The organism is Microbulbifer maximicatervae (SeqCode), assembly GCF_052467225.1.
Map to the genome: position 1 here is coordinate 4,040,437 of NZ_CP174303.1, position 26,267 is coordinate 4,066,703.

The 26,267-nt window shown below is 50.9% G+C and carries 21 protein-coding genes; 7 read left to right on the top strand and 14 right to left on the bottom strand.

Annotated features, from left to right (window positions below):
* Positions 1–52: 52 nt before the first annotated feature.
* Complete coding sequence (locus ACJJIZ_RS17370; RefSeq protein ID WP_444914275.1) at positions 53–1,246, bottom strand: glycosyltransferase; 1,194 nt, start codon at positions 1,244–1,246, stop codon at positions 53–55.
* 74 nt (positions 1,247–1,320) lie between these two features.
* On the opposite strand from ACJJIZ_RS17370, the gene ACJJIZ_RS17375 reads away from it, so the two are divergent.
* The gene (locus ACJJIZ_RS17375) at positions 1,321–2,211 is read left to right on the top strand and encodes a TraB/GumN family protein (protein WP_444914276.1); all 891 of its coding nucleotides are present in this window, start codon (positions 1,321–1,323) and stop codon (positions 2,209–2,211) included.
* 135 nt (positions 2,212–2,346) lie between these two features.
* Positions 2,347–3,621: an OprO/OprP family phosphate-selective porin gene (locus ACJJIZ_RS17380; RefSeq protein WP_444914277.1), complete on the top strand. Its 1,275-nt coding sequence runs from the start codon at positions 2,347–2,349 to the stop codon at positions 3,619–3,621.
* A gap of 53 nt (positions 3,622–3,674) precedes the next feature.
* Here ACJJIZ_RS17380 and ACJJIZ_RS17385 read toward each other — a convergent pair whose 3' ends face one another.
* Positions 3,675–7,232 carry an indolepyruvate ferredoxin oxidoreductase family protein gene (locus ACJJIZ_RS17385; RefSeq protein WP_444914278.1) on the bottom strand — a complete coding sequence of 1,186 codons (3,558 nt, stop codon included), beginning with the start codon at positions 7,230–7,232 and terminating at the stop codon, positions 3,675–3,677.
* A gap of 277 nt (positions 7,233–7,509) precedes the next feature.
* Between ACJJIZ_RS17385 and ACJJIZ_RS17390 the strand changes: the two genes are divergently transcribed.
* Positions 7,510–7,980, top strand: a complete 471-nt coding sequence (locus tag ACJJIZ_RS17390; protein WP_020413378.1) for an Lrp/AsnC family transcriptional regulator — start codon at positions 7,510–7,512, stop codon at positions 7,978–7,980.
* A gap of 63 nt (positions 7,981–8,043) precedes the next feature.
* On the opposite strand, the gene ACJJIZ_RS17395 is transcribed toward ACJJIZ_RS17390, so the two are convergent.
* Together ACJJIZ_RS17395 and ACJJIZ_RS17400 are read right to left on the bottom strand one after the other, a co-directional pair.
* Positions 8,044–8,559, bottom strand: coding sequence for a shikimate kinase (locus ACJJIZ_RS17395; RefSeq protein WP_444914279.1), 516 nt, complete (start codon positions 8,557–8,559; stop codon positions 8,044–8,046).
* Between the two features lie 19 nt (positions 8,560–8,578).
* Complete coding sequence (locus tag ACJJIZ_RS17400) at positions 8,579–9,301, bottom strand: acyltransferase (protein ID WP_413662686.1); 723 nt, start codon at positions 9,299–9,301, stop codon at positions 8,579–8,581.
* A 116-nt stretch (positions 9,302–9,417) separates the two neighbouring features.
* On the opposite strand from ACJJIZ_RS17400, the gene ACJJIZ_RS17405 reads away from it, so the two are divergent.
* Positions 9,418–10,035, top strand: coding sequence for a class I SAM-dependent methyltransferase (locus tag ACJJIZ_RS17405; RefSeq protein WP_282932028.1), 618 nt, complete (start codon positions 9,418–9,420; stop codon positions 10,033–10,035).
* Here ACJJIZ_RS17405 and ACJJIZ_RS17410 read toward each other — a convergent pair.
* From ACJJIZ_RS17410 to ACJJIZ_RS17445, 8 genes are all read right to left on the bottom strand, one after another.
* Positions 9,964–11,076, bottom strand: coding sequence for a prenyltransferase/squalene oxidase repeat-containing protein (locus ACJJIZ_RS17410; RefSeq protein ID WP_444914280.1), 1,113 nt, complete (start codon positions 11,074–11,076; stop codon positions 9,964–9,966). The genes ACJJIZ_RS17405 and ACJJIZ_RS17410 overlap by 72 nt on opposite strands.
* Positions 11,073–11,834 (bottom strand): class I SAM-dependent methyltransferase, encoded by a 762-nt coding sequence (locus tag ACJJIZ_RS17415; RefSeq protein ID WP_444914281.1) that lies wholly within the window; start codon positions 11,832–11,834, stop codon positions 11,073–11,075. Before ACJJIZ_RS17415 ends, ACJJIZ_RS17410 begins: the two co-directional genes overlap by 4 nt.
* Entirely contained in the window at positions 11,834–13,210 is a 1,377-nt protein-coding gene (locus ACJJIZ_RS17420; protein ID WP_444914282.1) for a glycosyltransferase family 4 protein, read from the bottom strand. The genes ACJJIZ_RS17415 and ACJJIZ_RS17420 overlap by 1 nt, the downstream gene beginning before the upstream one ends.
* Before the next feature lie 461 nt (positions 13,211–13,671).
* Complete coding sequence (locus ACJJIZ_RS17425) at positions 13,672–15,057, bottom strand: glutamine synthetase family protein (protein WP_413662690.1); 1,386 nt, start codon at positions 15,055–15,057, stop codon at positions 13,672–13,674.
* Positions 15,058–15,173: 116 nt separating this feature from the next.
* On the bottom strand, positions 15,174–16,523 hold the full coding sequence (locus ACJJIZ_RS17430; RefSeq protein WP_282932024.1) for an aspartate aminotransferase family protein: 1,350 nt from the start codon (positions 16,521–16,523) through the stop codon (positions 15,174–15,176).
* A 212-nt stretch (positions 16,524–16,735) separates the two neighbouring features.
* Complete coding sequence (locus ACJJIZ_RS17435) at positions 16,736–17,401, bottom strand: GntR family transcriptional regulator (protein ID WP_282932023.1); 666 nt, start codon at positions 17,399–17,401, stop codon at positions 16,736–16,738.
* Positions 17,402–17,403: 2 nt separating this feature from the next.
* Positions 17,404–18,507: a hypothetical protein gene (locus tag ACJJIZ_RS17440; protein WP_444914283.1), complete on the bottom strand. Its 1,104-nt coding sequence runs from the start codon at positions 18,505–18,507 to the stop codon at positions 17,404–17,406.
* Positions 18,508–18,563: 56 nt separating this feature from the next.
* Positions 18,564–19,004: a VOC family protein gene (locus ACJJIZ_RS17445; protein WP_444907736.1), complete on the bottom strand. Its 441-nt coding sequence runs from the start codon at positions 19,002–19,004 to the stop codon at positions 18,564–18,566.
* A gap of 75 nt (positions 19,005–19,079) precedes the next feature.
* Between ACJJIZ_RS17445 and ACJJIZ_RS17450 the strand changes: the two genes are divergently transcribed.
* Positions 19,080–20,246, top strand: a complete 1,167-nt coding sequence (locus ACJJIZ_RS17450; protein WP_444914284.1) for an aminotransferase class V-fold PLP-dependent enzyme — start codon at positions 19,080–19,082, stop codon at positions 20,244–20,246.
* Positions 20,247–20,407: 161 nt separating this feature from the next.
* On the top strand, positions 20,408–21,118 hold the full coding sequence (locus tag ACJJIZ_RS17455; protein WP_444893270.1) for an SIMPL domain-containing protein: 711 nt from the start codon (positions 20,408–20,410) through the stop codon (positions 21,116–21,118).
* Between the two features lie 173 nt (positions 21,119–21,291).
* Here the strand turns inward: ACJJIZ_RS17455 and ACJJIZ_RS17460 are convergent, their stop codons facing one another.
* Positions 21,292–22,656, bottom strand: coding sequence for a metal-dependent hydrolase family protein (locus tag ACJJIZ_RS17460; protein ID WP_444914285.1), 1,365 nt, complete (start codon positions 22,654–22,656; stop codon positions 21,292–21,294).
* 90 nt (positions 22,657–22,746) lie between these two features.
* Here ACJJIZ_RS17460 and ACJJIZ_RS17465 point away from each other — a divergent pair, with 90 nt between their 5' ends.
* Positions 22,747–23,358: a glutathione S-transferase family protein gene (locus tag ACJJIZ_RS17465; RefSeq protein WP_282932017.1), complete on the top strand. Its 612-nt coding sequence runs from the start codon at positions 22,747–22,749 to the stop codon at positions 23,356–23,358.
* Between the two features lie 42 nt (positions 23,359–23,400).
* Here the strand turns inward: ACJJIZ_RS17465 and ACJJIZ_RS17470 are convergent, their stop codons facing one another.
* Positions 23,401–26,217 (bottom strand): M16 family metallopeptidase, encoded by a 2,817-nt coding sequence (locus tag ACJJIZ_RS17470; protein ID WP_444914286.1) that lies wholly within the window; start codon positions 26,215–26,217, stop codon positions 23,401–23,403.
* Positions 26,218–26,267: the final 50 nt, after the last annotated feature.

Sequence of the window (26,267 nt, forward strand, 5' to 3'; positions counted from 1 at the left end):
GCAGCTCAGCTTAATTCTGGAAAAATGCCTCGTTGATCAGAGGGTCCCTAATTTAATTAAGCAAGCTCTGAAAAAAGTCTATGGTTTTTCCAGCTGAAGCTGCATAGCTAAACTCTTGAGGGTTTAGGTTATTTGGCTTGCTTACCAAATTCAAACTCGCCTCAATTAAAGATTTCAGATCACCTTTCTCCACCAGCCCTTCAGGAAAATGTTTCTGCAAAACCTCCCCTGTACAACCTTCGGAATAAGCAACTACCGGGCGCCCCATCGCCAGTGCCTCCTTGGAATGTTTTGCGTTCCCGTCTTTCTCGCTGGCGAGTTGAAAAACTAGCTGAGAAGTTGCGTACAGTTCACGCATATCACGGCGTTCACCGAGTAATGTAACCTTACTACCGAGGTCCAAATCTTGTGCGAGCCCTTCAAGTTTTTTCAGATAGCGCAAATCATCTTCAGCCAAAGCTCCTGCAATCACTCCGTGAATATCATCGCTTTGTGCCGCAGCCTGCGCCAACAAATGTAAAAACTCCTCCTGGCCCCCACTTGCAGAGATCTCTCCCGGCATTAACCACCAGTTTTTCCCTTCCAGCTGGGGATAACTATTCAAAAGCTTCAGTTGCCACTGGCTCGCTACCGGTTTTTCACGATCAAACTCGCGAATATTGATACCGTGATAAATAACCTCTATCGAGTCTTCTGCAATCTTGGGGGAGGACTTCTTCAGGTTCTCTGCAACCCCCCGGGAGCTTGCAATAATTCCATCTCCTGACAGCATACCTTTATTAAAATAACTGTTGGGGAAATCTTGATCCACAAGGGGCACCAGCTTAGGGCGACTTGTAGCTGACTCACCCTTTAAGGCGCGCCAAGCTAGAAAAGCCGTTGAGCGGCCATAGGTATGGACAATATCCGGTTGCAACCTTGCGAGAATCTTACGTAGGCGGGATTTGTGCCGCAAAGACCAAATTGACTCACTGATTTTTGGAAAGCTGATAAAGTCACTACCGTGCAAACGAAACCGCGCCTCCAATGGTCCACCAGTAGAAATCACCAGGGACTCGTGGCCTTTTTTGACCAGTTCATTTGCAAACTCAAGCGCAAGAGTTGCTGTGATCCCAGGCTCTAGACTGGGCAAAAACTGTACAACTTTCAATTTGACTTCCGTGAAACAGACCAAAAGGTCTATTTTGACTTCCAATAAGATAATTTCCCAGTAAATCATCACTAATTTACAAGTCAGTGACTTCATGCCTAAAAGCCCCTCTGGTACTTGAAGGTGTTAGTGATAGTATTTGCAAAGGCAAATTACTCAGGGACCCGACAATGCTTCAGCGACAAATAAGTTACTTTCTCGCCTTTACACTGCTTCTACTAACAATAGGAGCTTCAGCCGCTGAGAGCGATAAAGGCATCTTCTGGAAAGCAACTAAAGATAATAAAACCGTTTACTTATTAGGCTCGGTTCACTTGGCAACTGAGGACTTTTACCCTCTAAGATCAAAAATTGAACAGGCCTACTCCAATAGTGATGCCATTGCCGTCGAGGCTGACATTCTCGCTGCAGAAGGCGACAGCCTGTTACAGCAGCGAATCATGATGGAGTCTATCTACCAAGGTGAACGAACTTTAAAAGACGAACTTCCACCCGCGCTATACAGCCAACTGAAGTCGTGGATGCACAAGCGTAGTATGCCCGAGGCTATGTTTATCCGGCAGCGCCCCGCCATAGCCATGATCTCTATGAGCATGATTGAGATGCAAGCCCACGGCCTCAACCCAGAACTAGGCATTGATAGGCACTTTTTACAAAAAGCAAAAAAGGATGGGAAATCCGTTCTGGAGCTGGAAGGTGTCTTGCAACAATTCAAGATGTTAAACGACCTGGACAACCCTGCGCTCCTCTTCCAGCAAACCCTTGAGCAAATTGGGGATATTTCAACCTTTTTACCCAAACTTACCAGCGCATGGAAGCGAGGAGATGAAAAAGCTTTGAATCGCCTTATTATCCTCGACGGCCTAACTGAAAACCCTGAATATAAGCCGCTCTATGACACACTTTTTTTTAATCGCAATGAAAGGATGGCTGAGAAAATTGCCCTTAAGGGGCCAAACTACCAGTCTCTGTTTGTCATTGTCGGCGCTGGCCACTTGGTGGGCGAACGCAGTGTTATCGAGTTTCTAGGCGACACTGGTTACAAATTAGAACGCCTTTAATCAACTATCCAGTAACCCTCGGCGCAGATTTTCTGCGCCGTCCCATCCCCCCTCCCCGTCCAAAGTCTTTTCTATTGCTAAACTCGAATAGCACTTTTCCCGTGACCAATGACAACTCTCAACTAGAGGCGTCCGATGAAATGCTGGGGAGCATACTGTGCCATATCAATTCTTTTTTTTAGCTTCCCGGCTATTGCTGATGAAGCCGAGACAAAAGGCGGGCTGAAAATTGTCTCTGACGATGGGGATTTCTCCGCACAACTCGGCGGAAGGATTCACTTCGATACATACATTTTTGACAAAGACCTAGAAGATCCGGTCAATACAACCGACTTCCGTCGGGTTAGATTGACAATGAAAGGCAATCTATGGAAGTGGAACTATAAGCTTGAAAGAGACTTTGCGGATGATGGAGCTGGGGGGTTGAGGGATGTCTACTTAGCAACAAAGTTCTCTACCGGAAAACTAACCATCGGCAATTTTAAACCCAGCCGCTCAATCAATGAGCTGACAAGCTCCAATGACCTAGTGCTTATGGAGCGGGCATTTACCAGCGCTGCAGGTATTTATTCTGGACGTGGACGTCAACAGGGTATCGACTGGCATAAGCATTGGTGCTGTTATACATTTGGTTTTACGTTATTCAATTTACGGGACCCCGGTGACCCCAGAAATTCTGGGTTTGGCGCAGCAACCCGACTGACCTGGGCCCCAATTAACGATGCCTTATCAACAGTTCACCTAGGTGTATACCGTAGCTACGAAAAAGCGAATCAAAACAGTCCCGATATCGTTGCTGAAGTTGCCTATGCGGGCCGACGAGGGCCGGAGCAGCTGATAGCAATCACACCTGGCGGATCAGATAATTTTTTTGGCGAGTTTGGTGACGATGAGTTTTTCCTTGGAGATGGCGGAGGCCGGGTCAATACTACTGGTTTCGAGCTAGCTGCGACTTACGGCCCTCTATTCGGCCAAGCGGAATATGCGTATGGTCATTTCACAGGGAAGATATACCTCTCTGAATTGACCTATGAGGAATTCTTCGGTCTTCCGCCAAGTTTTTTTTGCGATCCCATAAGCGGATGCTTTATTGGGGGGCAGGATGTTCACGCCTGGTACATTATGGGAAGCTGGGCAATTACCGGCCAACATAAACCCTACGACTCCAAGATCGGAGTATTTAAATCTATCAAACCATCTCCTCCAGAGGGTGCCTGGGAAGTTGCCGCAAGATATACCGCTATAGAGAATCGGGATTTTCGCCAGCTACGAGCCAGTAATTTTACACTTGGGGTCAATTACTATTTCAACCCAAAAGTCCGGGTAATGATGAACATCACCCTCGGCGATGACGATTTTACTGGAGATAAAACCAACCAATTCGCCATACGATTACAAGGGGTTTGGTAGGGGGGTATAAAGTGACTCAAGACAGTCCTCGAGCCACTTTATCAAACAGGCAATTAACCTACTTGCTGTGCCTTAGCTGGGTCAAAAACCTCAACTTCCGCTGAAAGTTTTATATCCCGAACCGGGTTTTCAAATCGATTTAATGCGATATTTCGCTGTTCTTTTGCTTTCTCAATATTGGCCTCCTTCACCGGGCCGTAGCCCCGGATGATATCCGGATATTGAAGTAGCTCAACTGCAGCAGCGTGATTCTGCGAATTTAATTGGCCCAGAACTTTCTTAACCAACTCTTCATATTCGCTAATCAGTGCCCTCTCCATTTTTCGCTCTGCTGTATAGCCAAAAATATCAAGCGCCGATCCGCGCAAGAATTTCAGCTTCGCCAAAACACCAAATGCCTTGTACATCCAACCGCCAAATTTCATTTTGCGGGGACGCCCCAAGCCTTTATCGAAGCGCGCCAGTAATGGGGGAGCCAAATTGAACTCCAGCGTAAAGTCACCACTGAAGTTTTCTTTTAGCGATTCGGTAAAGCGGCTATCGGTGTATAGGCGGGCCACCTCGTACTCATCCTTATAGGCAAGCAATTTTGCGTAATTGCGCGCAACCACCTCGGCCAACTGGACATTCCCGGGCACTTTTAAAATCTCAGCAGATTTCACCGTATCGACCAAACTGCGGTAACGCTCGGCGAGGTCCGTATTTTGATAACCGGTGAGGTGCTCCACCCGGTGAGCCACAATCGCTTCAAGAGTTTGTGGTACCTCTACTGCAACTTTTTCGTGGGTTAACAGTTTGTCCAGAGCGTTGCGATTTTCTGCCGCCAATCGACCTGCAGCAAATCCCTGCAGATTTCCTTCCACAGCGACACCGTTTAAGCGGATCGCTTCCAGCAGGGAGACTTCAGTTAGCGGAATCAGCCCTTTCTGCCAGGCGTAGCCGAGCATGAAAATGTTGGCGGCGAGCGTATCACCCAGAGCTGCTTTGGTCAGGCGATGCGCTTCCACAGAACTGAGCTCATTAACCGCGCCACTCACCGTATCCAATACCGCTTGCGGTGAATGGACATCCTCACGCCCGAGAACCGTTGCCGCAGTTGGGCTCAAGTGGGTATTCACTACCGCGCGACTGTGCGATTTATCCAGTTTAACCAAGCAAGCTGCCACATTGCCGGCTGCAATCAGGTCACAGGCCATTAGGGCATCGGCACGACCGTCGGAAATACGTACCGCCTGCAAAGACTCGGGCGCAGCCGCAAAGCGAATATGGGAGTAAACCGCTCCGCCCTTCTGAGCCAATCCGGTCTGATCAAGGGTGCTGCACGCTTTGTCCTCGATATGTGCCGCCATCGCTAGCAAGGCGCCAATGGTCACTACACCCGTACCGCCAACGCCGGTAACCAGGAAATTATACGGCTGCTGTAAGCCCGGAAGCTGTGGCGAGGGCAACTTGGCCGCTTCAGTTCGCAACACGTCACCTACCCCGGCGCCCTTGGCAATATTGCCACCCTTCACAGTGACAAATGAGGGGCAGAAGCCGTTAACGCAGGACATATCCTGATTACAGCCGGTTTGGTTCACCCTGCGTTTATCGCCCAGCGCCGTTTCCACTTTCTCAACAGCGATACAGCTCGACTGCTGGACGCAGTCCCCACAGCCTTCACACACCAGCTCGTTGATGAAGGGGCGCCCCTCGGCTTTAGGCAATAGCCCGCGCTTGCGCTTGCGGCGCAGTTCGGTGGCACAGGTCTGGTCGTAAATAATAACGGTACAACCTTCAACCTCACGCAGCTCATCCATTACAACGGGCAAGTAATCCCGGTGACGAATTTCAACTTCACTGGGGAAGGACAGCGCACCCTTGTATTTATCCGGGTTATCCATCACCAGGACAACTTTCTGCACCCCTTCTGCCAAAACTTGGCGACAGATCATATCCGGAGCCAACTCACCATCGTGGGGCTGGCCGCCGGTCATGGCGACCGCATCATTAAACAGGATCTTGTAAGTGATATTGACCTTGGCAGCCACGGAAGCGCGAATCGCCAAAATACCGGAGTGGAAATAGGTACCATCACCCAGGTTTACAAAGACATGCTTTTCAGTAGTAAACGGCGCCTGCCCTACCCAGTTGACCCCTTCGGCACCCATTTGGGTGAAGGTATAAGTCTCCCGGTCGAGCCACTGGGCCATATAGTGACAACCAATACCTGCTAAGGCTCGGCTTCCTTCTGGCACCTTGGTGGAACGGTTGTGAGGGCAGCCGGCACAGAACATAGGCAAGCGAGACACACTTGAGCCAGTCTGCTGGGAAATACGTTCAGCCAGCGCATTGAGACGCATCAAGCGGTGCTTGCCGCCTTCATCCAACTTGTCCTCACCCAAAACAAAACCCAATACCTGGGCAATAATCGCTGGCGACAGCTCGCCATAAGCGGGCATCAGCGGCTGATCACAATCGTCCACTTTACCGAGAATACGCGGGAAATTCGGGTCCTTCACATGGACGTTGTACAGCTCTTCTTTCAGCTGTACTTCCATCAAACTGCGTTTTTCCTCAAGCACCAGCAGCGTATCCAAGCCACGGGCAAACTCCTGGATACCCGGCACATCCAACGGGTAGGTCATACCCACTTTAAGGATTCGGATACCGAGCTGCTTGGCCTTCTGCTCATCGATACCCATATCTTCGAAGGCCTGCATCAAGTCCAGATGGGCCTTACCGGTAGTGACGATGCCGAGGCTCGCCTCAGGGTTTTCCAATACAACCTTGTTGAGTTTATTGGCGCGGGCAAAAGCCAGCGCAGCAGGGCGCTTGTAGCGCCACAGGCGCTCTTCCTGCTCGAGAGGGTTATCCTGCTTGCGAATATTCAGGCCGCCCTCGGGACGTTCAATATCCGGGTAGTGGAATTTAACCCGCTCAGGGTCCACTTCCACGGTCGCAGAGCTATCCATATTTTCTGCCAGGGTGATCATTGCCACCCAGCAGCCGCTAAAGCGGGACAGCTCCAGCCCGTAGTGACCATAATCCAACACTTCCTGCACGGTGGCGGGGTTAAGTACTGGAATATGCATATCCACAAAGGCAAATTCAGACTGCCCTGGATAGGAGGATGACTTACAGCCGTGGTCATCGCCGGCAACGATCAGTGCGCCACCTTTGGGAGAGGAGCCAGCGGCATTGGCATGGCGAAATGCATCGCAGGAGCGGTCGACACCCGGTGTCTTGCCATACCAAATCCCGCAGACGCCATCCACTTCTGCACCCTGGAACAAGCCCACCTGCTGGGAACCCCAAACTGCCGTAGCCGCCAACTCTTCATTGACGCCAGGCTGGAAACGGATGTTGTACTCTCCCAGCAGTTTTTTCGCCCTGGATAACTGCAGGTCGTAGCCACCTAAGGGCGACCCCCGATAACCGGAGATAAAAGTCGCGGTATTGAGGTCGCGATCCCGGTCCATTCGCATCTGGTCTATGGGTAAGCGCACAAGGGCCTGGATACCTGAAAGGAGCACACGGCCCTTGAGCATGGTGTAGCGGTCGTCCAATGAAACCTGTTTTTTTACTTGGGAATCCGCCGTACTTTGAGGACTGGTTACTTTTTCAGTCATACACCTACTTCCGGTTAATTATTCTTCTCGAAACCCGGTTCGAGTTATTAGTCATTATTCTTCCGAATAGTCCGTTTTCTGTGGTTAGATGCGCCTGTTTTTACATTTGCCGCAAAGTTCCAGAGCGGCTGAGGGCACACTGCACCTATCCCGAAACGGTTTAGTCAGGTCATACTAGTTCGTTAAGCGCAATAGAGCATTGCTTTATTCACGCAAATATGCGTAAATTTGTGATAGAAGTTTCGATTTAGATAATTTTTATAGGATAGGAGTCTTTATGAAGCGTTCGACAGACCTGGATGATTTTGACCGTAAGATTCTGCGAGCGCTGCAGGAGAACGCAGATTACTCCATGGCAGAGCTGGGCGATAAAGTCGGCCTTTCGCACACCCCCTGCTGGCGCAGAATCAAGCGATTGGAAGCCGAAGGCATTATCCGTGGCCGTGTTACCCTGCTGGACCCACGCAAACTGGATCTGGGTGTCACCGTATACTGCTACGTTACCATCCACAATCACGATGAGGAATCCCTGAACAACTTTGAATCAGCAGTTCAGGATGTCCAGGAGGTGGTCGAGTGCTATTCCACCAGCGGAGACAAAGACTATGTCCTGCGCGTTGTAGTGGATAGTGTGGAACACTATGAGCAATTACTGAAGCGCTCTCTGGTACACCTGCCAAACGTGGCCTCAGTCAACTCCACCTTTGCCCTCAAGCAGGTGAAGTACACCACCCAGCTGCCACTTTAAGCCAAAAGTGTGAAAAGTAAAGCCCCTTGCTTTAACGCATGGGGCTTACTGAGAAAATTTCGGTTACTCTGCAAGCTCCCGCAGCGCATTAAGTAAATGATCAAGCGTTTCCTGCAGTGATTTACTGTCACAATCCACCGTTATTTCTGCATATTGCCGGTAAAGGGCCTGTCGCTCTTCAAATAAGTCCGCAAAAGACTGCCCGGGCGCCTTCGCTATGCCACGGCTTTCATAATTGTGGATACGCCGACGCAGTTCCTCCGCTGAACACTGAAGAAACACTACCACACCCTGACTGCGTAGATTCGCCATACCCTCTTCGCTATAGACGGCGCTTCCTCCAGTGGCAATAACATCACTGGGGAGGGTGGCCTCGGCTAATACCTCCCCTTCAATGGCACGGAGATTAAGATAGTCACTTTCGGCCATAATTTGCTGCAAAGTCTTGCCCTCCCTGGACTGGATCAGAACATCAGTATCTGTAAACCCCAGTGCCAGTTCCTTTGCCAACAACACCCCCAGCGTACTTTTACCGGCGCCGGGCATTCCAATCAGGACAACACTTTTTCTTTTTTTCATTTTATTAATACTTGCACATTCAATCGCTACGGCGGGGAAAGAATACCGAGCGCAACCAACCCAATAAGGTGTTCCCACCCAACATCATCTTATCCAATTCATCCAGATTATGCGCTTGGCGAAAGGCATCGGCAAATAATGCCTCCCGGGTAATCATTCGCCGCTTGGGATTAATTGATTTAATGGGTTTTGCCGGATTACCGGCGACAACCGTATTTGCGGGGACATCCTTGGTGACGATACTGCCGGCTCCCACTACAGAATTATCACCGATAGTGACACCTTTGCAGATGGTTGCACTATCTCCAATCCAAACATTGTTACCCAGACGCACCGGGGAGGTACAACGGAAGGGCCGCGTGCGATTGTAGAGCCCATGCCAATCAGAATCGGAAATATACACATTGGCTGCGATCATACAGGCGTCGCCAATCTCAATAGATTGAGCCGCAGAAATACGTACCCCTGGAGAGATCAATACGAAATCCCCAATAGTAATAAATGCCTCTCCCCCCTTGTGCCCAAAAGTGGTAAAGCGAATACACTTCTCGTTGTTGGAGATTAAGTGAGGATAATTTCCGAGCCGAACATTTCCGCCAAAAACATGGACAGAACCCGGATCCATTACTTCCGGCTCAACCCCAACCGCATCGAATTGTGGCAGAAGGAAATACTCTGTTCGCCATTTTCGCCAACGCAGCTGCAGTCGCTTGAGCCAATAGGGCCTGTGATCCTTACGCATATTTTAATTTCTACTTATATTTTATGGGATTTACGGAGCCCTGAGTAAAAACCCAATTGCTTTTGTATTAGTGGCAGTTTAGTGTTTCGGCCACGAAAAATAGCAAGCGTTTACCCATGTCCCTAAATCTACCTATTGATATTCGAGCAATTAAAGGTTTCCTCGCCGCCCATGAAGGGGAAGCTCTCTACCACCTGGCAGCTGAAGCCAGCTCACTGGGTCCCTGTCTTGAAGTGGGCAGCTACTGCGGCAAATCATCAATTTACCTGGCCAGTGCCTGTAAGCTGACCGATAACGTCCTGTTCGCCGTGGACCACCATCGAGGATCTGAAGAGCACCAGCCCGGAGAGGAGTATCACGATCCCGAACTGTTTGATGGCCAGGCCAATTTAATGGACAGTTTTCGCACTTTCCGCGCGAATATTCGCGCGGCTGAATTGGATGACTGGGTTGTTCCCGTCGTCGCCCCCTCCGCAACAGCTGCACGCTGCTGGAATACCCCTTTGGGTCTCGTATTTATTGACGGCGGCCACTCCCTGGAAGCGGCCATGACCGATTATCGCAGCTGGTCCCGCCATATCGTGCCCGGCGGCTATCTGGCTATCCACGATATTTTCCCGGACCCCGCCGATGGCGGCCAGGCGCCCTACGATATTTACAAGCTAGCCCTGGCTTCCGCTCAATTCGAGCTGGTCGAAACTGTCGACACCCTGGGAATCCTGCGCCGTATTTAAGGGCAGGCACACCGATGTAAACAGCTCGCTCGCTGGCGTTAATCCGGCGAGCGCATCGGCAGCCAGAAGCATGGCTCCTACAGTCCAGGTGGTTTTTTCCTCCGGCCAGATGGCCTCATCCCGGTAGACATAACCGGTCCAGTAGCCCCCATCTTTATCCTGCCAGCGGTGCAAGCCGCGATACAAAATTTCCGCCCGCGAACGCTGGCCAGCAGCGATTAGGGACATGGTGAGTTCGCAGGATTCAGCCACCGTCACCCAGGGCTCATCGCTGACGCAACGACAACCCAAACCGGCCACGACAAACTCATCCCAGCGCTGCTGAAGCCGCAACTGCGCTGCCTCACCAGAAAAGGCACCGGTTAATACGGGATAAAACCAGTCCATTGAAAAGCGCGCCTTGCTTTCCCAGGTGCGATCAAAGCGCTCCGGTTTATTGCGCAGCGCATCACCCAGAGCTTCCCGGGCAAGTAACCATTGGGGGCGAGCAACCCCCAGCTGGTGGGCAATATTAATTGCGCATTCCAGACTTTTATAAATGGAAGAGCAACCAGTGATCAGGGCATCTTCCATAGGGGCGCCCTCTGAATCTACCGCCCAATGAATTTCGCCAAATTCCGTTTGCAAGCGCAATACAAACTCGATTGCACGTTCTACCATCGGCCAATAGCGCTGTAAAAACAGTGTGTCTCTACTAATCAGAAAGTATTGCCAAATTCCTGTTGCCACATAGGCAACAAAATTGGTTTCACGGCGCTCCCGGTTGTCAATATCGCCATCTTTATAAGCGGCCCACCAACTGCCGTCTTCCAGCTGAATCTCAGCCAACCAGCAATAGGCGTTTTCAGCAGCACTAAACTCTCCGGCAATGGCGAGCCCCATAGCGGCCTCAACATGATCCCAGGGGTCGGCATAGCCCCCGTTAAACCAGGGAATTGAGCCATCGGGGAGCTGCTGGGAGAGAATATAGGCGGCGCTATCCTGGATAAATCCTTCAGGGAAAAGACCAGAAGCTTTTGCCGGCACAGAAATTTTACTCATGCTTCAGCTCCCTCAGATAGGGAGAGAGGCGTATCCACTCGTTGTGTCGACCCGGCAGGTTTCACAAAATAAAGAGCGATACTTTTTCCCAACAGCGGGTTCAATAGTTTTTCGAGAATCCGGGTAAAGGCTGGTTTCTTCATCAGATCCCACACCAACAGGCGGTGATAGGCAGAGACCAAACGGGAATCGGGCTTGTCCCAAAACAAACACTTTAACCACCAGTAAGGTGCATGTAACGCATGGGCCTTATGCCGGGCAAAATAGTGGTGTCCCAGCCTTTCAATATCCTCTCGCAGCTCGCGCTCGCGGAATATTCGGATATGCCCACCCTCAACCTGATGGTATTCATCGCTGAGTTTCCAGCACACCCACTCGGGAAAAAATGCCGGTACTGTCGCGGCAAAAATACCGGAGGGTTTTAATACCCGGTTAATCTCAGCCAGGACAGACTTGTAATCGGGGATATGCTCAAGTACCTCTGAACAGATAACCACATCAAAACTCCCATCGGCAAATGGTAGTTGCAAGCCATTGGCAACTCCAAACTGCAAGCGACCTTTTGAATGCTCGGGAGAGCGGAAAGGTTCCGCTCGCTCACTGGCAGTGCGCACATCATCAAAACACAGGTCAATGCCGTAAACATCAACCTCATCGGTGATCATCAAGTGAATGGAATGGCGCCCTTCACCGCACCCCAAGTCGAGGACTTTTTGGCCAGGACGAAGCTTTAAGTGCTGGGGATCTACAGTAATCATCAAGCCGCCTCCGCACTGCGCATATTCGGAGTTTCTATTTCATGACTACTGGGTTGTTCCGCCAATGTATGTCCGAGAATTTCCCGGTAATATTTCACCAAACTCTCTGCAGCGATTTTCCAGGAAAATTTATTTTCAATGCGCCGGCGACCTTTCTCGCTGAGTTCTTTTCGCAGCGCTTCGCTGGATAAAACCTGGCGTAGGGCATTGGCCAAAGCTTCGTGATTTCCTGCAGGGACCACGATTCCTGCATCCCCAACCACTTCGGGCAAAGCACCCCCGTCACTGGATACTACCGGAGCACCACATGCCATTGCCTCCCCAGCAGGTAAGCCAAAACCTTCGTAGAGCGATGGGCAAACTACCGCTGTAGCCTTGCGGTAATTATCGACCAGTTCTTCGTTAGAAATACCGGAGACAAACTGAACCCTACCCTGAAGATCCAGGTCGTGAAGCAAACGTTCCGTGGCGCCACCTTCGCGTAATTTGCCAACCACCAACAACTCTATGTTTTCATATTCCTGGCGCAGTTCCGCCAACGCCTGTAATAAAAAGCGCAGACCTTTAAGCGGCTGGTCTGCCGATGCAGTGGTCATAATTCGCAGAGGCAAGCGCTTATTCTCTGCCCCTGGGTTGAATAATTCGGTATCAATACCGTTGTAAATCAGGTGAATCTGCTCGGGAGCTACGCCAAACTGCTCGATAATATCCCGCTCAGATTGCCTGGAAACGGTCACGATATGGCGAAGCTTCCGCGATACCTTGATCTGCATATTCAAAAAATTATGCCAGCGACGTACCAGCAAACGAAAACGCCAATCGGGGGCGGCATCTAATGCCAGTTGACGATCCCGGGTAATGGGGTGATGAATTGTCGCGACAACAGGCAATCCATTTTTCTCGATATCCAGCAAGCCGTAACACAGTGATTGGTTATCGTGAACAATGTCGTATTGTTTGCCGTGCTTGCGCAGGTATTTATTTACCCGACGGCCAAAGGTATAAGGCTCGGCAAAACCGCCGGTAAGCTTACTCCACCATTCAAAAAAATCCGCCCACGAGAGCAGGTGGCGAGGTTTCAAGGCCCGCGCTGGACGCTCAACTTCATAGAGATTCAACCCTGGCATTTTGATGAGTTTTACGCGCTCATCCAGTTCTGGATAGGGCTGGCCAGAAATAACATCCACGGAGTGACCAGCATCAACCAGTGCTTTACTCAGGTAGCGCAGGTAGATGCCCTGACCACCACTATGTGGATTGCTGCGATACCCCAAAAGGCATATTTTTAGTGGCTGCGTCTCGCCAGCCGTTGGACCGTCTGCACAATTTCCCAAGGCGGTCATAGTTTCCCCATCTGCAATATTCTTATACCCCATAACATTATCCGCTCTCGCACAGACATTCTGCGAATGCCAACGTCTAAGAGCCGACCGTCTGGGGTGTCTCGCTGGTAAAGCGGAAGAATACACTGGCGGAGAAATGACTGCTAGGCGGAAGCGGTCCACACTCTTGGTATCCTGGCCCAAGGGTGTGTGCTCGCAAGCCAAAATAGCGACAAGCCCCAGCAAACGCACACCGTGTTAGTCCATGCACTCAAGACATGGCAACTTTAAAAGAAGAGGCTAATACCAACAGGAAGTGGAAATAAGTCAATCGAGAATAAAAAAATGCCCGCCAAAAGGCGGGCCAGATTTCTCGAACACACTTTCAGGAGGAGAGTTTCAAGCACATTACGCACTTAAATTTAGGTATAGCAGAGGAAATACCCCCACTAACTCTCCTGTCGTGAAAGCCGTTCACTAAAACGGCAATCGGCGCTAAAGCACACCGCCAATGTTTATACCCGATGCAGATAACTCTGGTATTCAACATCGGTAACGCGGGCAGCTATCTCTGCTTGCTCCTGTCTTTTCAACAGAGAGAACAATTCCACAAAGCGCGGATCAAGATACTCGCGCCACAAGGGGCTCTGCTCAAAGCGCTCCAGTGCGCCACTCCAGGTATTGATCAACTTCTCACTCTCCACCTGATAAGCATCGCCTTCCACAGGTGCAGGCGCTTCCATCTGGTTCTCAATGCCATGACACACACCAGTGAGAATCGCAGCTAACACCAGATAGGGGTTAACATCCGCCCCCGCAATGCGGTGCTCGATACGCCGCGCCACAGGATCGCTGGCGGGCACACGCAAAGTTGTAGTGCGATTATCGTAGCCCCAGCAGAGATTCAACGGTGCGTGAGAGCTCTCCTGGAAGCGGCGATAGGAATTGCTGTGAGGTGCGAAAAACGCCATCGCATCGTTGGCAGTCGCCAGCATTCCTGCTGCGGCATAACGCAGTAAATCGGAGCCAGTGTCAGAACCGTCATCAAAAACGTTCTTTCCATTGGCATCGATCAAACTCATATGCACGTGCATTCCGTTACCCGCCTGATCCCCGAAAGGCTTGGCCATGGTACTCACGCGGAAGCCGTGACTGCGCGCCACCCCTTTTAACAAGCGCTTAAACAGTAATGTTTGGTCGGCCACTTTAACGGGATCGGCACTGTGCAACAGGTTGATTTCAAACTGTCCCGGCGCGCACTCCGACAATACTGAATCTGCGGGAATACCCTGCGCCTCGCAGGCAGCTCGCACATCGGCAAAGAAGTGTCGCTGTGCATTGAGCTCGGACAGATCGTAAACATCGGTAGAAGGCACCAGTTCGGCGTCGTTATCGCTAACCGGGCGCGGACGCGCCAGATGATCCACCTCATCGCGGAGCAGATAGAATTCCAGCTCGGTCGCACACACGGCGGTATAACCCAGTTTGCCGAGACGCTCTACCACGCGTTGCAACTGGCTGCGGGGATCGGCATAGAGAGAGGAGCCATCTGCCTCATGCAACTGCATATGCAGCTGGGCGGTGGACTCGCGATGCCAGGGCGCCAGGCTAATAGGCGAAACCGGCAGACAAACGCCATCGCTGTCTCCACTGGCAAATACCAGCGGGCTGTCTTCAATATCCCGCCCCCAGATATCGAGACTGACCGCGCTACGCGGCATTTGCAGACTGCCCTTGAGCAATTTCTCCGCAGCTTCTGCCGGCAACCACTTCCCTCGCGGCACGCCATTGATATCGAACATAAAGCCTTCGATCCACTTTAGGTCCGAGTGCTCTGCCAGGAATTTTTGCGACTGCTCCAGCAGATCGGGCTGGGCAGTGAATTCTTTTTCTTGAGACATAAGGTGCCTGGGGTGATCCAATCTAAACGCAGAGACGGCCCAACACCGCTTTTCCATTCAAACTATGGAAAACGGGGTATCAGACCGCCTCTGCAACAGAGTATCTTGCCGCTATGTTACGCCAGTGCTTTAGCAGTGTCGTCCAGGGCGCGGTGCGCTTTTTCTACCAGCTCATCGACCTGTTCAGTGGTCATAATCAGCGGTGGTGCGATAACCATGGCATCGCCAACGGCGCGCATCACCAAACCGTGCTTGATACTCAGGTCACGACATACCGCACCAGCGGTGCAGTCATCATCAAAACGAGCGCGGCTGGCCTTATCTTTTACCAGCTCCAAGGCACCGACCATACCCAAACTGCGGGTTTCGCCAACGATCGGATGCTCCGCCAGTTCAGCCCAACGCTTGGACAGGTAGGGGCCGGTTACATCGCGGACATTCTCGATAATCTTCTCGTTGCGCAGAATATTGATAGTTGCCAGACCTGCCATACAGGCAGCCGGATGCGCGGAATAGGTGTAACCGTGGGTAAACTCGCCACCTTTGGTTTTGATCACCTCAGCGACACGATCACTCACCATGGTACCGCCCAGGGGGAAGTAACCGTTGGTTACTGCTTTGGCGAAAGTCATCAGGTCGGGCTTCATGCCGTAATAGTCGGCACCGAACCACTCACCGGTACGACCGAAACCAAAAATCACTTCATCCATCACCAGCAGAATGTCGTACTGGTCCAGCACCTTCTTGACTTCCGGCCAGTAAGTTTCCGGCGGGATAATTACGCCGCCAGCACCCTGGATTGGCTCAGCGATAAACGCCGCAACATTATCCGGGCCCAGCTCCTGGATTTTCTCATCCAGGCTGCGAGCCGCTTGGATACCAAACTCCTCCGGAGACATATCGCCACCCTCACCGAACCAGTAGGGCTGCTGTACGTACTCAATGTAGTCGAGCGGCTGGAATTGCTTGTGCATACCGCTCATGCCACCCAGGCTGGCACCGGCAATGGTAGAGCCGTGATAGCCATTCTTACGGGAAATAACGATGCGCTTCTCCGGCTTTTCCTGGATATCCCAGAAACGGCGGATCAGGCGCAGGTTAGTATCATTTGCCTCGGAACCGGAACCCGTGAAGAACACATTGTTCATATGCGCCGGGGTCACTTCAGCCAGGGCATCGGCCAGTTCAATCGAGGGCACCGTAGTGCACTGGAAGAAGCTGTTATAGAAAGGCAGGGTATTCAGCTGCTCGTAGATCGCATTGCTGATTTCTTTACGGCTGTAGCCGAGGTTGCAACACCAGAGGCCTGACATGCCATCAAGCATTTTGTTGCCATCAATATCGGTGATGTAAGCGCCCTCGGCGCTGGTAATCACACGGGTCCCCTGCTGGCCCAAGTCATGGAAGTCAGTAAATGGGTGTAGCAGGTGCTCACGGTCGTGTTGCTGCAGCTCAGTCTTGTTCATATTTCTCTCCTGGCTTTCACAGGCCTTGCTCAGCGCCCACCAATCGGGCTCAAAAGGCCAAATCGTTACCACTAATTTGTGATCACATTCTAGTGGGGCCATCGACAGAAGCGCAAGGTCTATCTGCCCTTACCGAAAACATAAGGTCGAATCGCGCCAGTGCGAGGAGAAAAAAAGGGAACTAAATAGTCAACTGGGGGGGGAAGGAGCCGCTACAGCAGCTCCTCTGCAGAGATAGAGCCGAGCCCCTCTTCAATATCCTGCTGAATGGCTTTGCGCACCTTCAACTCATCTTTACTGGCAATAGCTTCGAGCAGATCTTGATGCCGGTCTGGCAGCTCCTGCACGCCAAAGCGCTGGAAAACCAAGTGCTGGAGGGGAGCTGTCTGTAGCCACAGGCTCTCGATAAGGGACAGGATGATATGGGGCTGCCCCAGGCGATAAAGGGTAAAGTGAAATTCCAGATTAGTGGTTACATAGCGCTCGATGTCTTTCTGAGCGAGAGCTTCTGTTACACGCTCATCCAGCTCCCGAAGTTGCGCTAATTCAGCATCCCCGACCAATGGCAGTGCCTGTTCAGCGGCCTGACACTCCAGGGCCACGCGAGCGGCACAAATCTCTGCCAGTTTTTCCGGGGTCATTGTCGGTACCCTGACCCGGCGGGTATCTGACAGCTCCAGGGCCCGCTCCGAAGTCAGGCGGCGCAACGCTTCGCGAACCGGCATTGGACTGCAATTAAGCTCCGAGGCCAGACCCCGGATAGTAATCGCCCTACCTGGCAAAAACTTTCCCCGCAGAATGGCATCCCGCACCTGAAAATAAACCCTCTCCTGGGTTGTGCGGTACTCTTCCTGGGGACTGTTAAATTCCTGCACCATACCTATGCTGCCCTGACCTGCTCCAACATATGAGGGACATCCTCCGCACCCACCTCAATTAAATGTTCAGCCGCCCGGCCACTTTGCCAAATTTCATAAAAATCATCTGCCACCCGGCGACTGAGATCAACCACCCGCCCCCAGTACTTCAAACGGTCTTCACGGTCGAGCTTGTAGAAATCATTGCGGTCTGGAATTTTTCCATAGGGCAAGGAGGCAACAAATTTGGGCGAAGGAGCCACAACCAGAGTGGATTGCATGGCATCTCCGCGAACCCGTCGCCAAGAGAGCCCTTTATCAAACCAGCCGGGCACCATATAGGGGAAAAAGTGCGGGTAGAGCACTAGGCCCCGGGGGTGGCGGAAGCGCAGATCAAAGTGGTAATCGGTGATACCGCCATCGCGATAATTACCCTGTGGAGCTCCCTCCGGTGTCTGCACCCCTGTCATTACCAAAGGGATACAGCCGCTGGCCAGTACAGCAGCACAGGTATTTTGCTCGGTCAGCGGAATATTTTCGGTGCTCAAGTTCTGGAAGTGGATGCCTGCCGACTCTTGCGAATGAAAAACCACCCGCTCCCAAAAAGCGCTCAGGCTGTTGCGAGATACAGCATTTGCCAGTGCCGAGGCGAGTAATGCCGGCGCCAACAGTGCCTTGTTTTCACTGGCCAATGGCCCCCTGCCCCTGACCGCCACAAAGTGGCTGTGCCAAATGGGATTTTCCACTACCTCGCGCGCACCTTCAGCACCCAACACTGCCTGCAGCATCTTGCGACCGCCGGCAGTAATCTCTTCAGGGGAGGGTTTGTCAGAATAGGCTTGGTAGATGTAGTGATGCTCTAATCGTTCAAGTGCTGACAGCGGCTCTGCCATTGCGTAACACATGTTGCGAAAACTACCGATAGATGATCCCAAGGTGACAATTGGCTCGCTCCTCGCCTTGAAGAACTCCCCCATCAATACCCGATCCAACTGACTAATCACCAGCCACTTGGGACCGCCGGAAGCGCCGACCAGCGTCGAAAATTGCCTCTGGGACAATCCTTCTTCACGTATGCGCCGCGCAGCCGTCTCTCCGGCCAGTAGAATACAACTGGTATTTTTCACTCACTTTCTCTTTTTCTTGGCCGTCAGAATTTATCTCAGGTTTCAACTATCCCGGACTACCACTCACCCTGATTTTCCATAGACATCCAGGGCTCCTGTGGTGGGAGAGGCTCTCCACTTTGCAGCAACTCAATGGAAACTCCATCTGGGGAGCGAAGAAATGCCATATGACCGTCTCTCGGGGGTCTGTTGATAACCACCCCCTGATCCATCATGCGTTGGCACACCCCGTAAATATCATTTACCCGATATGCCAGGTGTCCGAAATTCCGCCCGCCAGTGTAGCTTTCCGGGTCCCAATTGTAAGTGAGTTCCAATGTCGGGGCCTTATTCTCCCTGGCCGCTTCAAGATCCTCGGGAGCTGCGAGATACACTAGTGTGAAACGCCCTTTATCATAATCATTTCGACTAACGACCTGCAGGCCCAGCTTTTCACAGTAAAACGCCAGAGATTCATCCAGATTGGTTACGCGAACCATGGTGTGTAAGTACTTCACCCTCTACTCCTTCTTGTTGCCAAGCTCTACAATCAGCCCATAACAAATAAATCAGCTTTTTAAAGCTAAACGCATATGTATAAAAAATTCTATCGCGAGTTCCTTCAGGCGCCCAGTGGCAGCCCCTCTTCCATGCTGCACATGGCTTGCCACTCCCACCACTACTGGCCCGATGTTACCCTTGATGCAGTACAGCAGTACTGGCGCGATTCAGCACTTCTGGCCGATGAAAAATGGGGGCCAATTTTTGAGGAGAAGATACCCTCATGGCAAGCGGCGATCGCAAAATCCCTCAACCTACCCAGGGCAGACTTGATCGCTATAGCTCCAAATACCCATGAACTAGTGTATCGGCTACTGAGTTCATTCGATCCCAGTAAACCATTGCGCATTCTCACTACAGACGGAGAGTTCTACAGTTTTACTCGCCAATTACAACGTCTGGAAGAGCTTCCTCAAGTAGAGGTAACGAGAGTTGCCAAAGAACCCTACGCCACCCTGGCGGAAAGATTTGAAACCGAACTACATAAAAATGAATACCATCTGGCCTATGCCAGCCTGGTATTTTTTGACTCCGGTGTGGTGTTTCCCCGGCTGCTGGAGGTTGCGGCACAGAAACCGCATGACACACAATTCGTTATCGATGGATATCACGGTTTTTTTGCCCGCCCAATCGATCTTTCAACCGTTGCAGACAAGGTTTTCTTTACGGCAGGATCATATAAGTACCTAGGCGCCGGTGAAGGCCTGTGTTTTATGACAATTCCTGCGAACTGTACACTGCGCCCTGTAAATACCGGCTGGTTCGCAGAAATGGCTGAGCTGGAGAATCGCTCGGGAGAAGTCGGATATAGCGACAATTGGCTGCGCTTTGCCGGGGCGACCATGGACTATTCAACACTCTACAAAGCCCTGGCTATTTTCGATTTATTCCATCGCGAAGGCATTACCATTGAGAAAATACACAGCTATGTTCTCAATGCGCAAACCCGATTCCTGAATAGCATGGATAACTCAGACCATCCCATCTTGAATCGCAACAACTTGATTTGTCATGATCTGGAAGAAGGTCACGGCCACTTTTTCACATTTAACTGCTCACAACCAGAAATCTCACAGAGGGTTCAGGAAGAACTCAAGGCTCGAGCAGTTCTGTGTGATCGCCGACAACAGTTTCTCAGGCTGGGATTCGCCATCTATCACGATAAGGATGAAACTTACCAGCAGGTTTTTAACTCTTAAAGCTTCAGAGCTAAGAGGACAGAGTGATTTTTACCACCGCCGCTAGAGCATATTTAACACCTAAAAGGCACACCGGCTCAGCTGCGGTTCAGGATTCAATCTATAAAATAATGGCGCCATTTTCGTCGCAACAATCAGCACTCAATGGATAAGGAAGCGTTATGAAAGCAGTAAAAATTTCAGTAATTTCCCTTCTCGCCCTGCTCGCCACCGCCTGTGGTAACGAGCGGGCTCCAGAAGACCGGGGGACTATGGTATCAATCGCTGCACGAGGGGAGGCAAGTCAGGTTCCTGATATCGCAAAAATTTCTGTCGGAGTGGTAACCGAGTCAGAGGACAGCAAACAGGCAATGCGCGATAACGCCAATCAGATGGAGTCTTTAATGGCCGCCATCAAAAAATCGGGTATCAACAAGAAAGATATTCAAACCACAGGCGTTAACCTGTCTCCGCGCTACCAGTACCAGCAAAACAAAAAACCCCGGATCACTGGTTACACCGCGCGAAATACCGTCAGCGTGAAGGTTCGCAAACTGGATGAACTCGGCAAGGTCTTGGACAATCTTACTGCCGCTGGCGCCAACCAGATCAACGGTCCGAGCTTCGAAATTGGTGAACCTGCTCCAGTTCAAGCCAAAGCCCGGGAAAAAGCCCTTGAAGACGCCCAGGAACGTGCAGAAATGTACGCTAAAGCGCTGGGTACAAAAGTGCGTCGCATTGTCAGTATTTCAGAAAATGGCAACGGCGGTATGCCACGCCCCATGTACCGCACTGAAATGGCGGCCATGAAAGATAGTGCTTCCACCCCCATTTCACCGGGAGAAACCACACTTACCGTCAATCTGGATCTGGTATACGAACTCGAGGACTAATACGGAGCAATAGCTACTCACATACGGAGGCAGGAAGGATACACGGTGCTTGGGGCCATTCAGGGCTTGAATATATTCACGATTCTTCCCTGCTGCCCCGTAGTAGCTAATGTCTTGCCAGCAGTGAAACAGCACAACAGCCTTGCTGTTTCACTGCCATTCTTCTCTACCGACTAACCGCTGATATCTTGCTCAAGAAACACATCACTTGGCAACTCGCTGGACTCTTTGTAAATAACGCCTTCTTTCATTACAAACAGAACCCGTTGCATTTCCGAAATATCTTCCAGGGGATTTCCAGCCACAGCGATAATATCAGCTATCTTGCCCTCGCTAATGCTGCCCAGTTCATCCTGTACTTGCAGCAACTGGGCCGCATTCCAAGTCGCTGAACGCAATGCATCGGCCGGGCTCATTCCACCCTGCACCATCAGTAAAAATTCACGGGCATTATCGCCGTGACGGGTAACACCGGTATCGGTTCCAAATGCAATTTTTACTCCGCGCTTGTGAGCGCGGCTAAAAGTATCCTGCATTAAAGGCCCCATAGTCGCAGCTTTCGGGCGCACCAGGTCTGGCAGGAAGCCTTCAATCGCCGATTTTTCTGTCACCCACTCACCAGCCATTAGAGTCGGCACAAACCAGGTGTTGTTACGGCGCATCAGGTCCATCACTTCATTATCCATATAGGTGCCGTGTTCAATGGAGTCCACTCCAGCACGAATTGCGCGAATCATTCCCTCCTTACCGTGGGCATGTACTGCAACTGTGAAACCATAGTCCTTAGCAGCCTCAACAATTGCCTCCAACTCATCCTGCATAAATTGAGGGTTCTGGCCGCTCTTTGCCACACTCAAGACTCCACCAGTCGCGGTGATCTTGATCAGGTCAGCGCCGTCCTTATAGCGTTGACGAATCGCTTTGCGCGCGCTGATAGGCCCATCAATAACACCATCCACCGGGCCAGGGTTCTCCATCAAGTCCTGCCTGAGCCCATTGGTGGGGTCAGCGTGCCCACCGGTAGTTGCGATTGTCTTTGCCGCCGTATAAATACGCGGACCTTCCACCAGGCCTTTGTTGATTGCATTACGTAAACTCACAGTCACGTTGTCGTGATCACCAAGATTTCGAATCGTGGTAAATCCAGCCTGTAGAGTGCGATGAGCAGCATCCACGCCGCGCAAGGTAAAATCGGCAGTATTCCAGCTGAAAGACTCCATATAAGCACGCGGCCCAAACTCGTAAGTGAGATGGCTGTGCATATCCATCAAACCTGGCAATACCGTATATTCTCTCAAGTCGACCAAGCGCTCTCGATCGCGCTTGGCAAACCCCTTCTGTACTGACTCAACCCGCCCATCGACAATATGAATGGTGCGGTCTTCCAATAATTTTCCATTACTGCTATCAAATAATTTGCCAGCGTAAATTGCGATGCTCTCGGCCCCAGCCTGTAAACTAAAAAGCCCAGCAAATACCGACAAAGCCACGGCGGCTGCGCGGTTGACAAAGTAGCTTCGGTTGGTCTTTGTTGTCATTGTCGTCCCCAGTAGATCTCTTTTAGATTCTTAACGTCCTTTACCAAGATCGCACAATCTACGCAATTACCCAGGCGAGAGGAAGCCTCTATGAAAATCTATGAGTTCGCAGCAGCACCAAACTGTCGACGTGTTCGCATGTTTATGGCAGAAAAAGGTGTGGATATCGAATATGTAACAGTAGATATCGCTAAAGGGGAAAACCTTACAGCAGAGTATGGGAATAAGAATATTTTGAAAAAAGTTCCTTTACTGGAGCTTGAGGACGGCACACATATTTCCGAATCAGCCGCCATTCAACGATATATTGAAGAACTACATCCAGAGCCTCCTCTATTTGGCAGAAATGCAAAAGAAAAGGCTCAGGTTGAAATGTGGAATCGTCGTGCTGATTTCAACATGATGTATCACATTGCTATGAATTTTCAGCATGTAACTGGTTTCTTTAAAGACCGGATGAACGTTTATCCAGAGTTTGGGAAGGACTGCGGCAAGGAGGCCATGAAGTTTATTGGCATCCTTAACGACCATTTATCAGATCATCAATACTTGGTTGAAGACTACTTCTCCGTAGCAGATATTGCCATGGTGACCTGCATGGACTTCGGAAAGATTCAGGACTTACGACCCAATACTGAAGAGCACCCCCACGTAGTCCGCTGGCGTGAACAACTTAAAGAGCGCCCCAGTTTTAAAGCTTAAACCCTATTTCCCCGCCCAAACAGGGCGGGGAAATAATTCCAATCAGTCCTTTGCAGGAAGCACCTCAACGGGGCCAATATCCAAGGCTTCAACCTCGCCTTTAATCTTACTCAGATCCCCAACAATCACCCAGGTGAATTGATCTGGCGCAAGATACTCCTTCGCGGAGGCCTCCACTTTCTCCTTATTCAGTGCTGAAACCCGCTGTGGATATTCGGCAATATATTCCTCTGGAAGCCCCTTTTCCACTTGCCAGTTAATACTGGAAAGCAATTGACCTTTGGTCTGGAATCGAGCACTTTGTTTTAGGACTTCATCATTCTGGTAGTCCTCAAGCTCTTTTGCAGTAATAGGACGCTCTCCTAAGTATTCCTCATACTCTTTTACCAATTCCTTAATGGCTGGAGCTGTTTTATCAGTTTGCACAGGAGCAAAGAGGATATAAGGACGCTGCCCTTCTGTATCGAGGGAAACCGCGCGGGCACCATAGGACCAATGCTTGTTCTCACGAAGATTCATATTGACCCTGGACGTAAACTTTCCGGCAATAATATTTGTCATCGCATCAAAAGCTTCAGCTCCCTGCGGCTGCCAAGGCGGCATCAGCAGACCTGCCATGATATAACTCTGTTGTGCGCCGGGGCGGTCGAGCAAATAAACTCGAGCCTTTTCCGGGCGGGGCACCTTGGCAACTTCAATTTTGGGAAGCTCTGATTTAGGAGCAGTCCACTTTCCGAGAGTTTCATTCAGCAGAGGCTCTATTTCTTTTTCAGTAACATCGCCCACGATCGTCAGGGTTGCATTATCCGGTCGCACCCAGGTCTTTTGGAAATTAACCAGATCCTCACGGGTTATGGACTTAATACCCTCGGGAGTACCCGATCCCGTCAAGGGAGAGCCATAAGGGTGGTTTTCTCCAAATAGTAGCGGCGGCAGTTCACGCATAGCCAGGCCCTGAGGCTGGGCTTTTTCCTGGGCTATTGCATCCAGGCGATTGGACTTAACCCGCTCCAGGTCAGACTCTGGGAAACGAGGTTCAGTAACCACCTTCTCAAATAGCTCCAGCGATGGCTCCAGCTGCGTCTTAAGGGCACTCATGCTGATATTGTTATAATCAAGGCCGCTACCACCACCAATATTTACACCAAGCTCTTCTGAGCGAGAGCTAAATTCCAGGCTATCCAGATCACCCGCACCTTCGTTCAGCATTTGCGCCGCAACTGAAGCCAGACCTGGCTTATTTTTATCTGCGGAGGCACCACTGCGAAATTGCAGATTCATTAGTACAACGGGAGTATCGTGACGTTCGGCCAGGACAACCTTTAATCCATTTTTGAGGGTAAATTCTTTTTGCTTTGGCAGTTCCAGCTCTACATTTTTGTCTACCTCGGGGAGCTTGCTGCGGTCAGCACCCTCCGCCGCTGCCGTATACTTCTGCTTCGGCTCCATAATTAAGGTGTAGGAGTCCTCTTTCAACCACTGCTCAGCCACTTCTTGAACTTCGAGAGCGGATACTTTTGCATAATCCTCCACGCCTTCTATCAAGGCTCCGGGATCGCCAAAATAAAACTCCGACTGGGCAAGGATGTCACTCTTACCACCAAAACCACCGGTTTTTTCCAACCCCTTTACCAGCCCGGCAAACTCACTCTGTTTAACCCGGCGCAGCTCATCCGCATTCACACCATTTTTTGCGAATTGCTTTAATTCTTTATTCAGTAAGTCTTCAACTTTTTCTACAGACTGCCCAGGTTTCACGTCGACGATAATCATCAACTGCCCTGCAAGCTGACGGCCATAATAAAAAGCGCTGACACTGGTGGCCACTTGCTCATCGCGAACTAAACGGCGGTAAAGAAGAGAGTTTTTTCTATTGGCGAGAAGGGAAGTCATTAATTCCAGCGCATCTTCCACTTCACTACCCACTGCAGGCACATTCCAAACCTTGTAGATTCGAGTTTGGGGCACCTGATCGTAAACCACCTCCCTCTTTTTCACCTGGGTAGGTAGTTCCCAATTCTTAATGCGCGGTTGCACTCCAGTGCTCGGGATATCACCAAAATACTTGCGTACCTTGGCCATCGCATCTTTGACCGTAACATCACCCGCAATCACCAAAACGGCATTAGCAGGCTGATAATGGTCTTCAAACCATTTTTTGACATCTTCAAGACTGGCGTTATTCAGGTCCTCCATCGAGCCAATCGGCGTCCACGAATAGGGGTGCCCTTTGGGGAAGGTGCTCTTGGCAATAATATCGAACGCTTTGCCATAAGGTGCATTCTCCCCCTGGCGCTTTTCATTCTTTACAACACCGCGCTGCTCATCCAAAACCTCCTGGGTAATTGCACCTTTAAAATGCCCCATTCGGTCGGACTCCATCCACAGCGCCATATCCAGGGCGCCTTTGGGCACGGTGACAAAATAATTAGTGCGGTCATTGCTGGTGGTGCCATTCATATCGGTGGCCCCAGAGCGCTGGAAGGGTTCGAAATATTCCCCTGGGAAGTTTTCGCTACCGTTAAACATCAAGTGCTCAAATAAATGAGCAAATCCGGTTTTACCTGGCGGCTCGTCCTTAGAGCCCACTTTGTACCAAAGATTGGTAGAAACAACGGGGGCTTTGTGGTCTTCATGTACAATCACCGTCAGGCCATTGGGTAATACTTCCTTATGGAAAGGAATCTCCAACTTGGGTGGCGGGACATACGCCTCTTTATCGGATGCAGCAGCCTTACTACTGGCTGCTGCTTCCTTATCCACCGAAAGCGCATGAGGCGTATCATCGGTAGACTTTCCGCAAGCGGTAAGGCCAGTAATAGCGATGGCAACGCTGATAAGTAGCGGACGCAAGTCCATATTGTCACTCCCTTTTAAAAAACCGCAATTTCAGGATGGCAAGTTTAGGC

Coding starts and splice junctions, on each gene's coding strand:
- ACJJIZ_RS17370 (WP_444914275.1), bottom strand. CDS start 1,246: ATGAAGTCACTGACTTGTAAATTAGTGATGATTTACTGGGAAATTATC.
- ACJJIZ_RS17375 (WP_444914276.1), top strand. CDS start 1,321: ATGCTTCAGCGACAAATAAGTTACTTTCTCGCCTTTACACTGCTTCTA.
- ACJJIZ_RS17380 (WP_444914277.1), top strand. CDS start 2,347: ATGAAATGCTGGGGAGCATACTGTGCCATATCAATTCTTTTTTTTAGC.
- ACJJIZ_RS17385 (WP_444914278.1), bottom strand. CDS start 7,232: ATGACTGAAAAAGTAACCAGTCCTCAAAGTACGGCGGATTCCCAAGTA.
- ACJJIZ_RS17390 (WP_020413378.1), top strand. CDS start 7,510: ATGAAGCGTTCGACAGACCTGGATGATTTTGACCGTAAGATTCTGCGA.
- ACJJIZ_RS17395 (WP_444914279.1), bottom strand. CDS start 8,559: ATGAAAAAAAGAAAAAGTGTTGTCCTGATTGGAATGCCCGGCGCCGGT.
- ACJJIZ_RS17400 (WP_413662686.1), bottom strand. CDS start 9,301: ATGCGTAAGGATCACAGGCCCTATTGGCTCAAGCGACTGCAGCTGCGT.
- ACJJIZ_RS17405 (WP_282932028.1), top strand. CDS start 9,418: ATGTCCCTAAATCTACCTATTGATATTCGAGCAATTAAAGGTTTCCTC.
- ACJJIZ_RS17410 (WP_444914280.1), bottom strand. CDS start 11,076: ATGAGTAAAATTTCTGTGCCGGCAAAAGCTTCTGGTCTTTTCCCTGAA.
- ACJJIZ_RS17415 (WP_444914281.1), bottom strand. CDS start 11,834: ATGATTACTGTAGATCCCCAGCACTTAAAGCTTCGTCCTGGCCAAAAA.
- ACJJIZ_RS17420 (WP_444914282.1), bottom strand. CDS start 13,210: ATGGGGTATAAGAATATTGCAGATGGGGAAACTATGACCGCCTTGGGA.
- ACJJIZ_RS17425 (WP_413662690.1), bottom strand. CDS start 15,057: ATGTCTCAAGAAAAAGAATTCACTGCCCAGCCCGATCTGCTGGAGCAG.
- ACJJIZ_RS17430 (WP_282932024.1), bottom strand. CDS start 16,523: ATGAACAAGACTGAGCTGCAGCAACACGACCGTGAGCACCTGCTACAC.
- ACJJIZ_RS17435 (WP_282932023.1), bottom strand. CDS start 17,401: ATGGTGCAGGAATTTAACAGTCCCCAGGAAGAGTACCGCACAACCCAG.
- ACJJIZ_RS17450 (WP_444914284.1), top strand. CDS start 19,080: ATGTATAAAAAATTCTATCGCGAGTTCCTTCAGGCGCCCAGTGGCAGC.
- ACJJIZ_RS17455 (WP_444893270.1), top strand. CDS start 20,408: ATGAAAGCAGTAAAAATTTCAGTAATTTCCCTTCTCGCCCTGCTCGCC.
- ACJJIZ_RS17460 (WP_444914285.1), bottom strand. CDS start 22,656: ATGACAACAAAGACCAACCGAAGCTACTTTGTCAACCGCGCAGCCGCC.
- ACJJIZ_RS17465 (WP_282932017.1), top strand. CDS start 22,747: ATGAAAATCTATGAGTTCGCAGCAGCACCAAACTGTCGACGTGTTCGC.
- ACJJIZ_RS17470 (WP_444914286.1), bottom strand. CDS start 26,217: ATGGACTTGCGTCCGCTACTTATCAGCGTTGCCATCGCTATTACTGGC.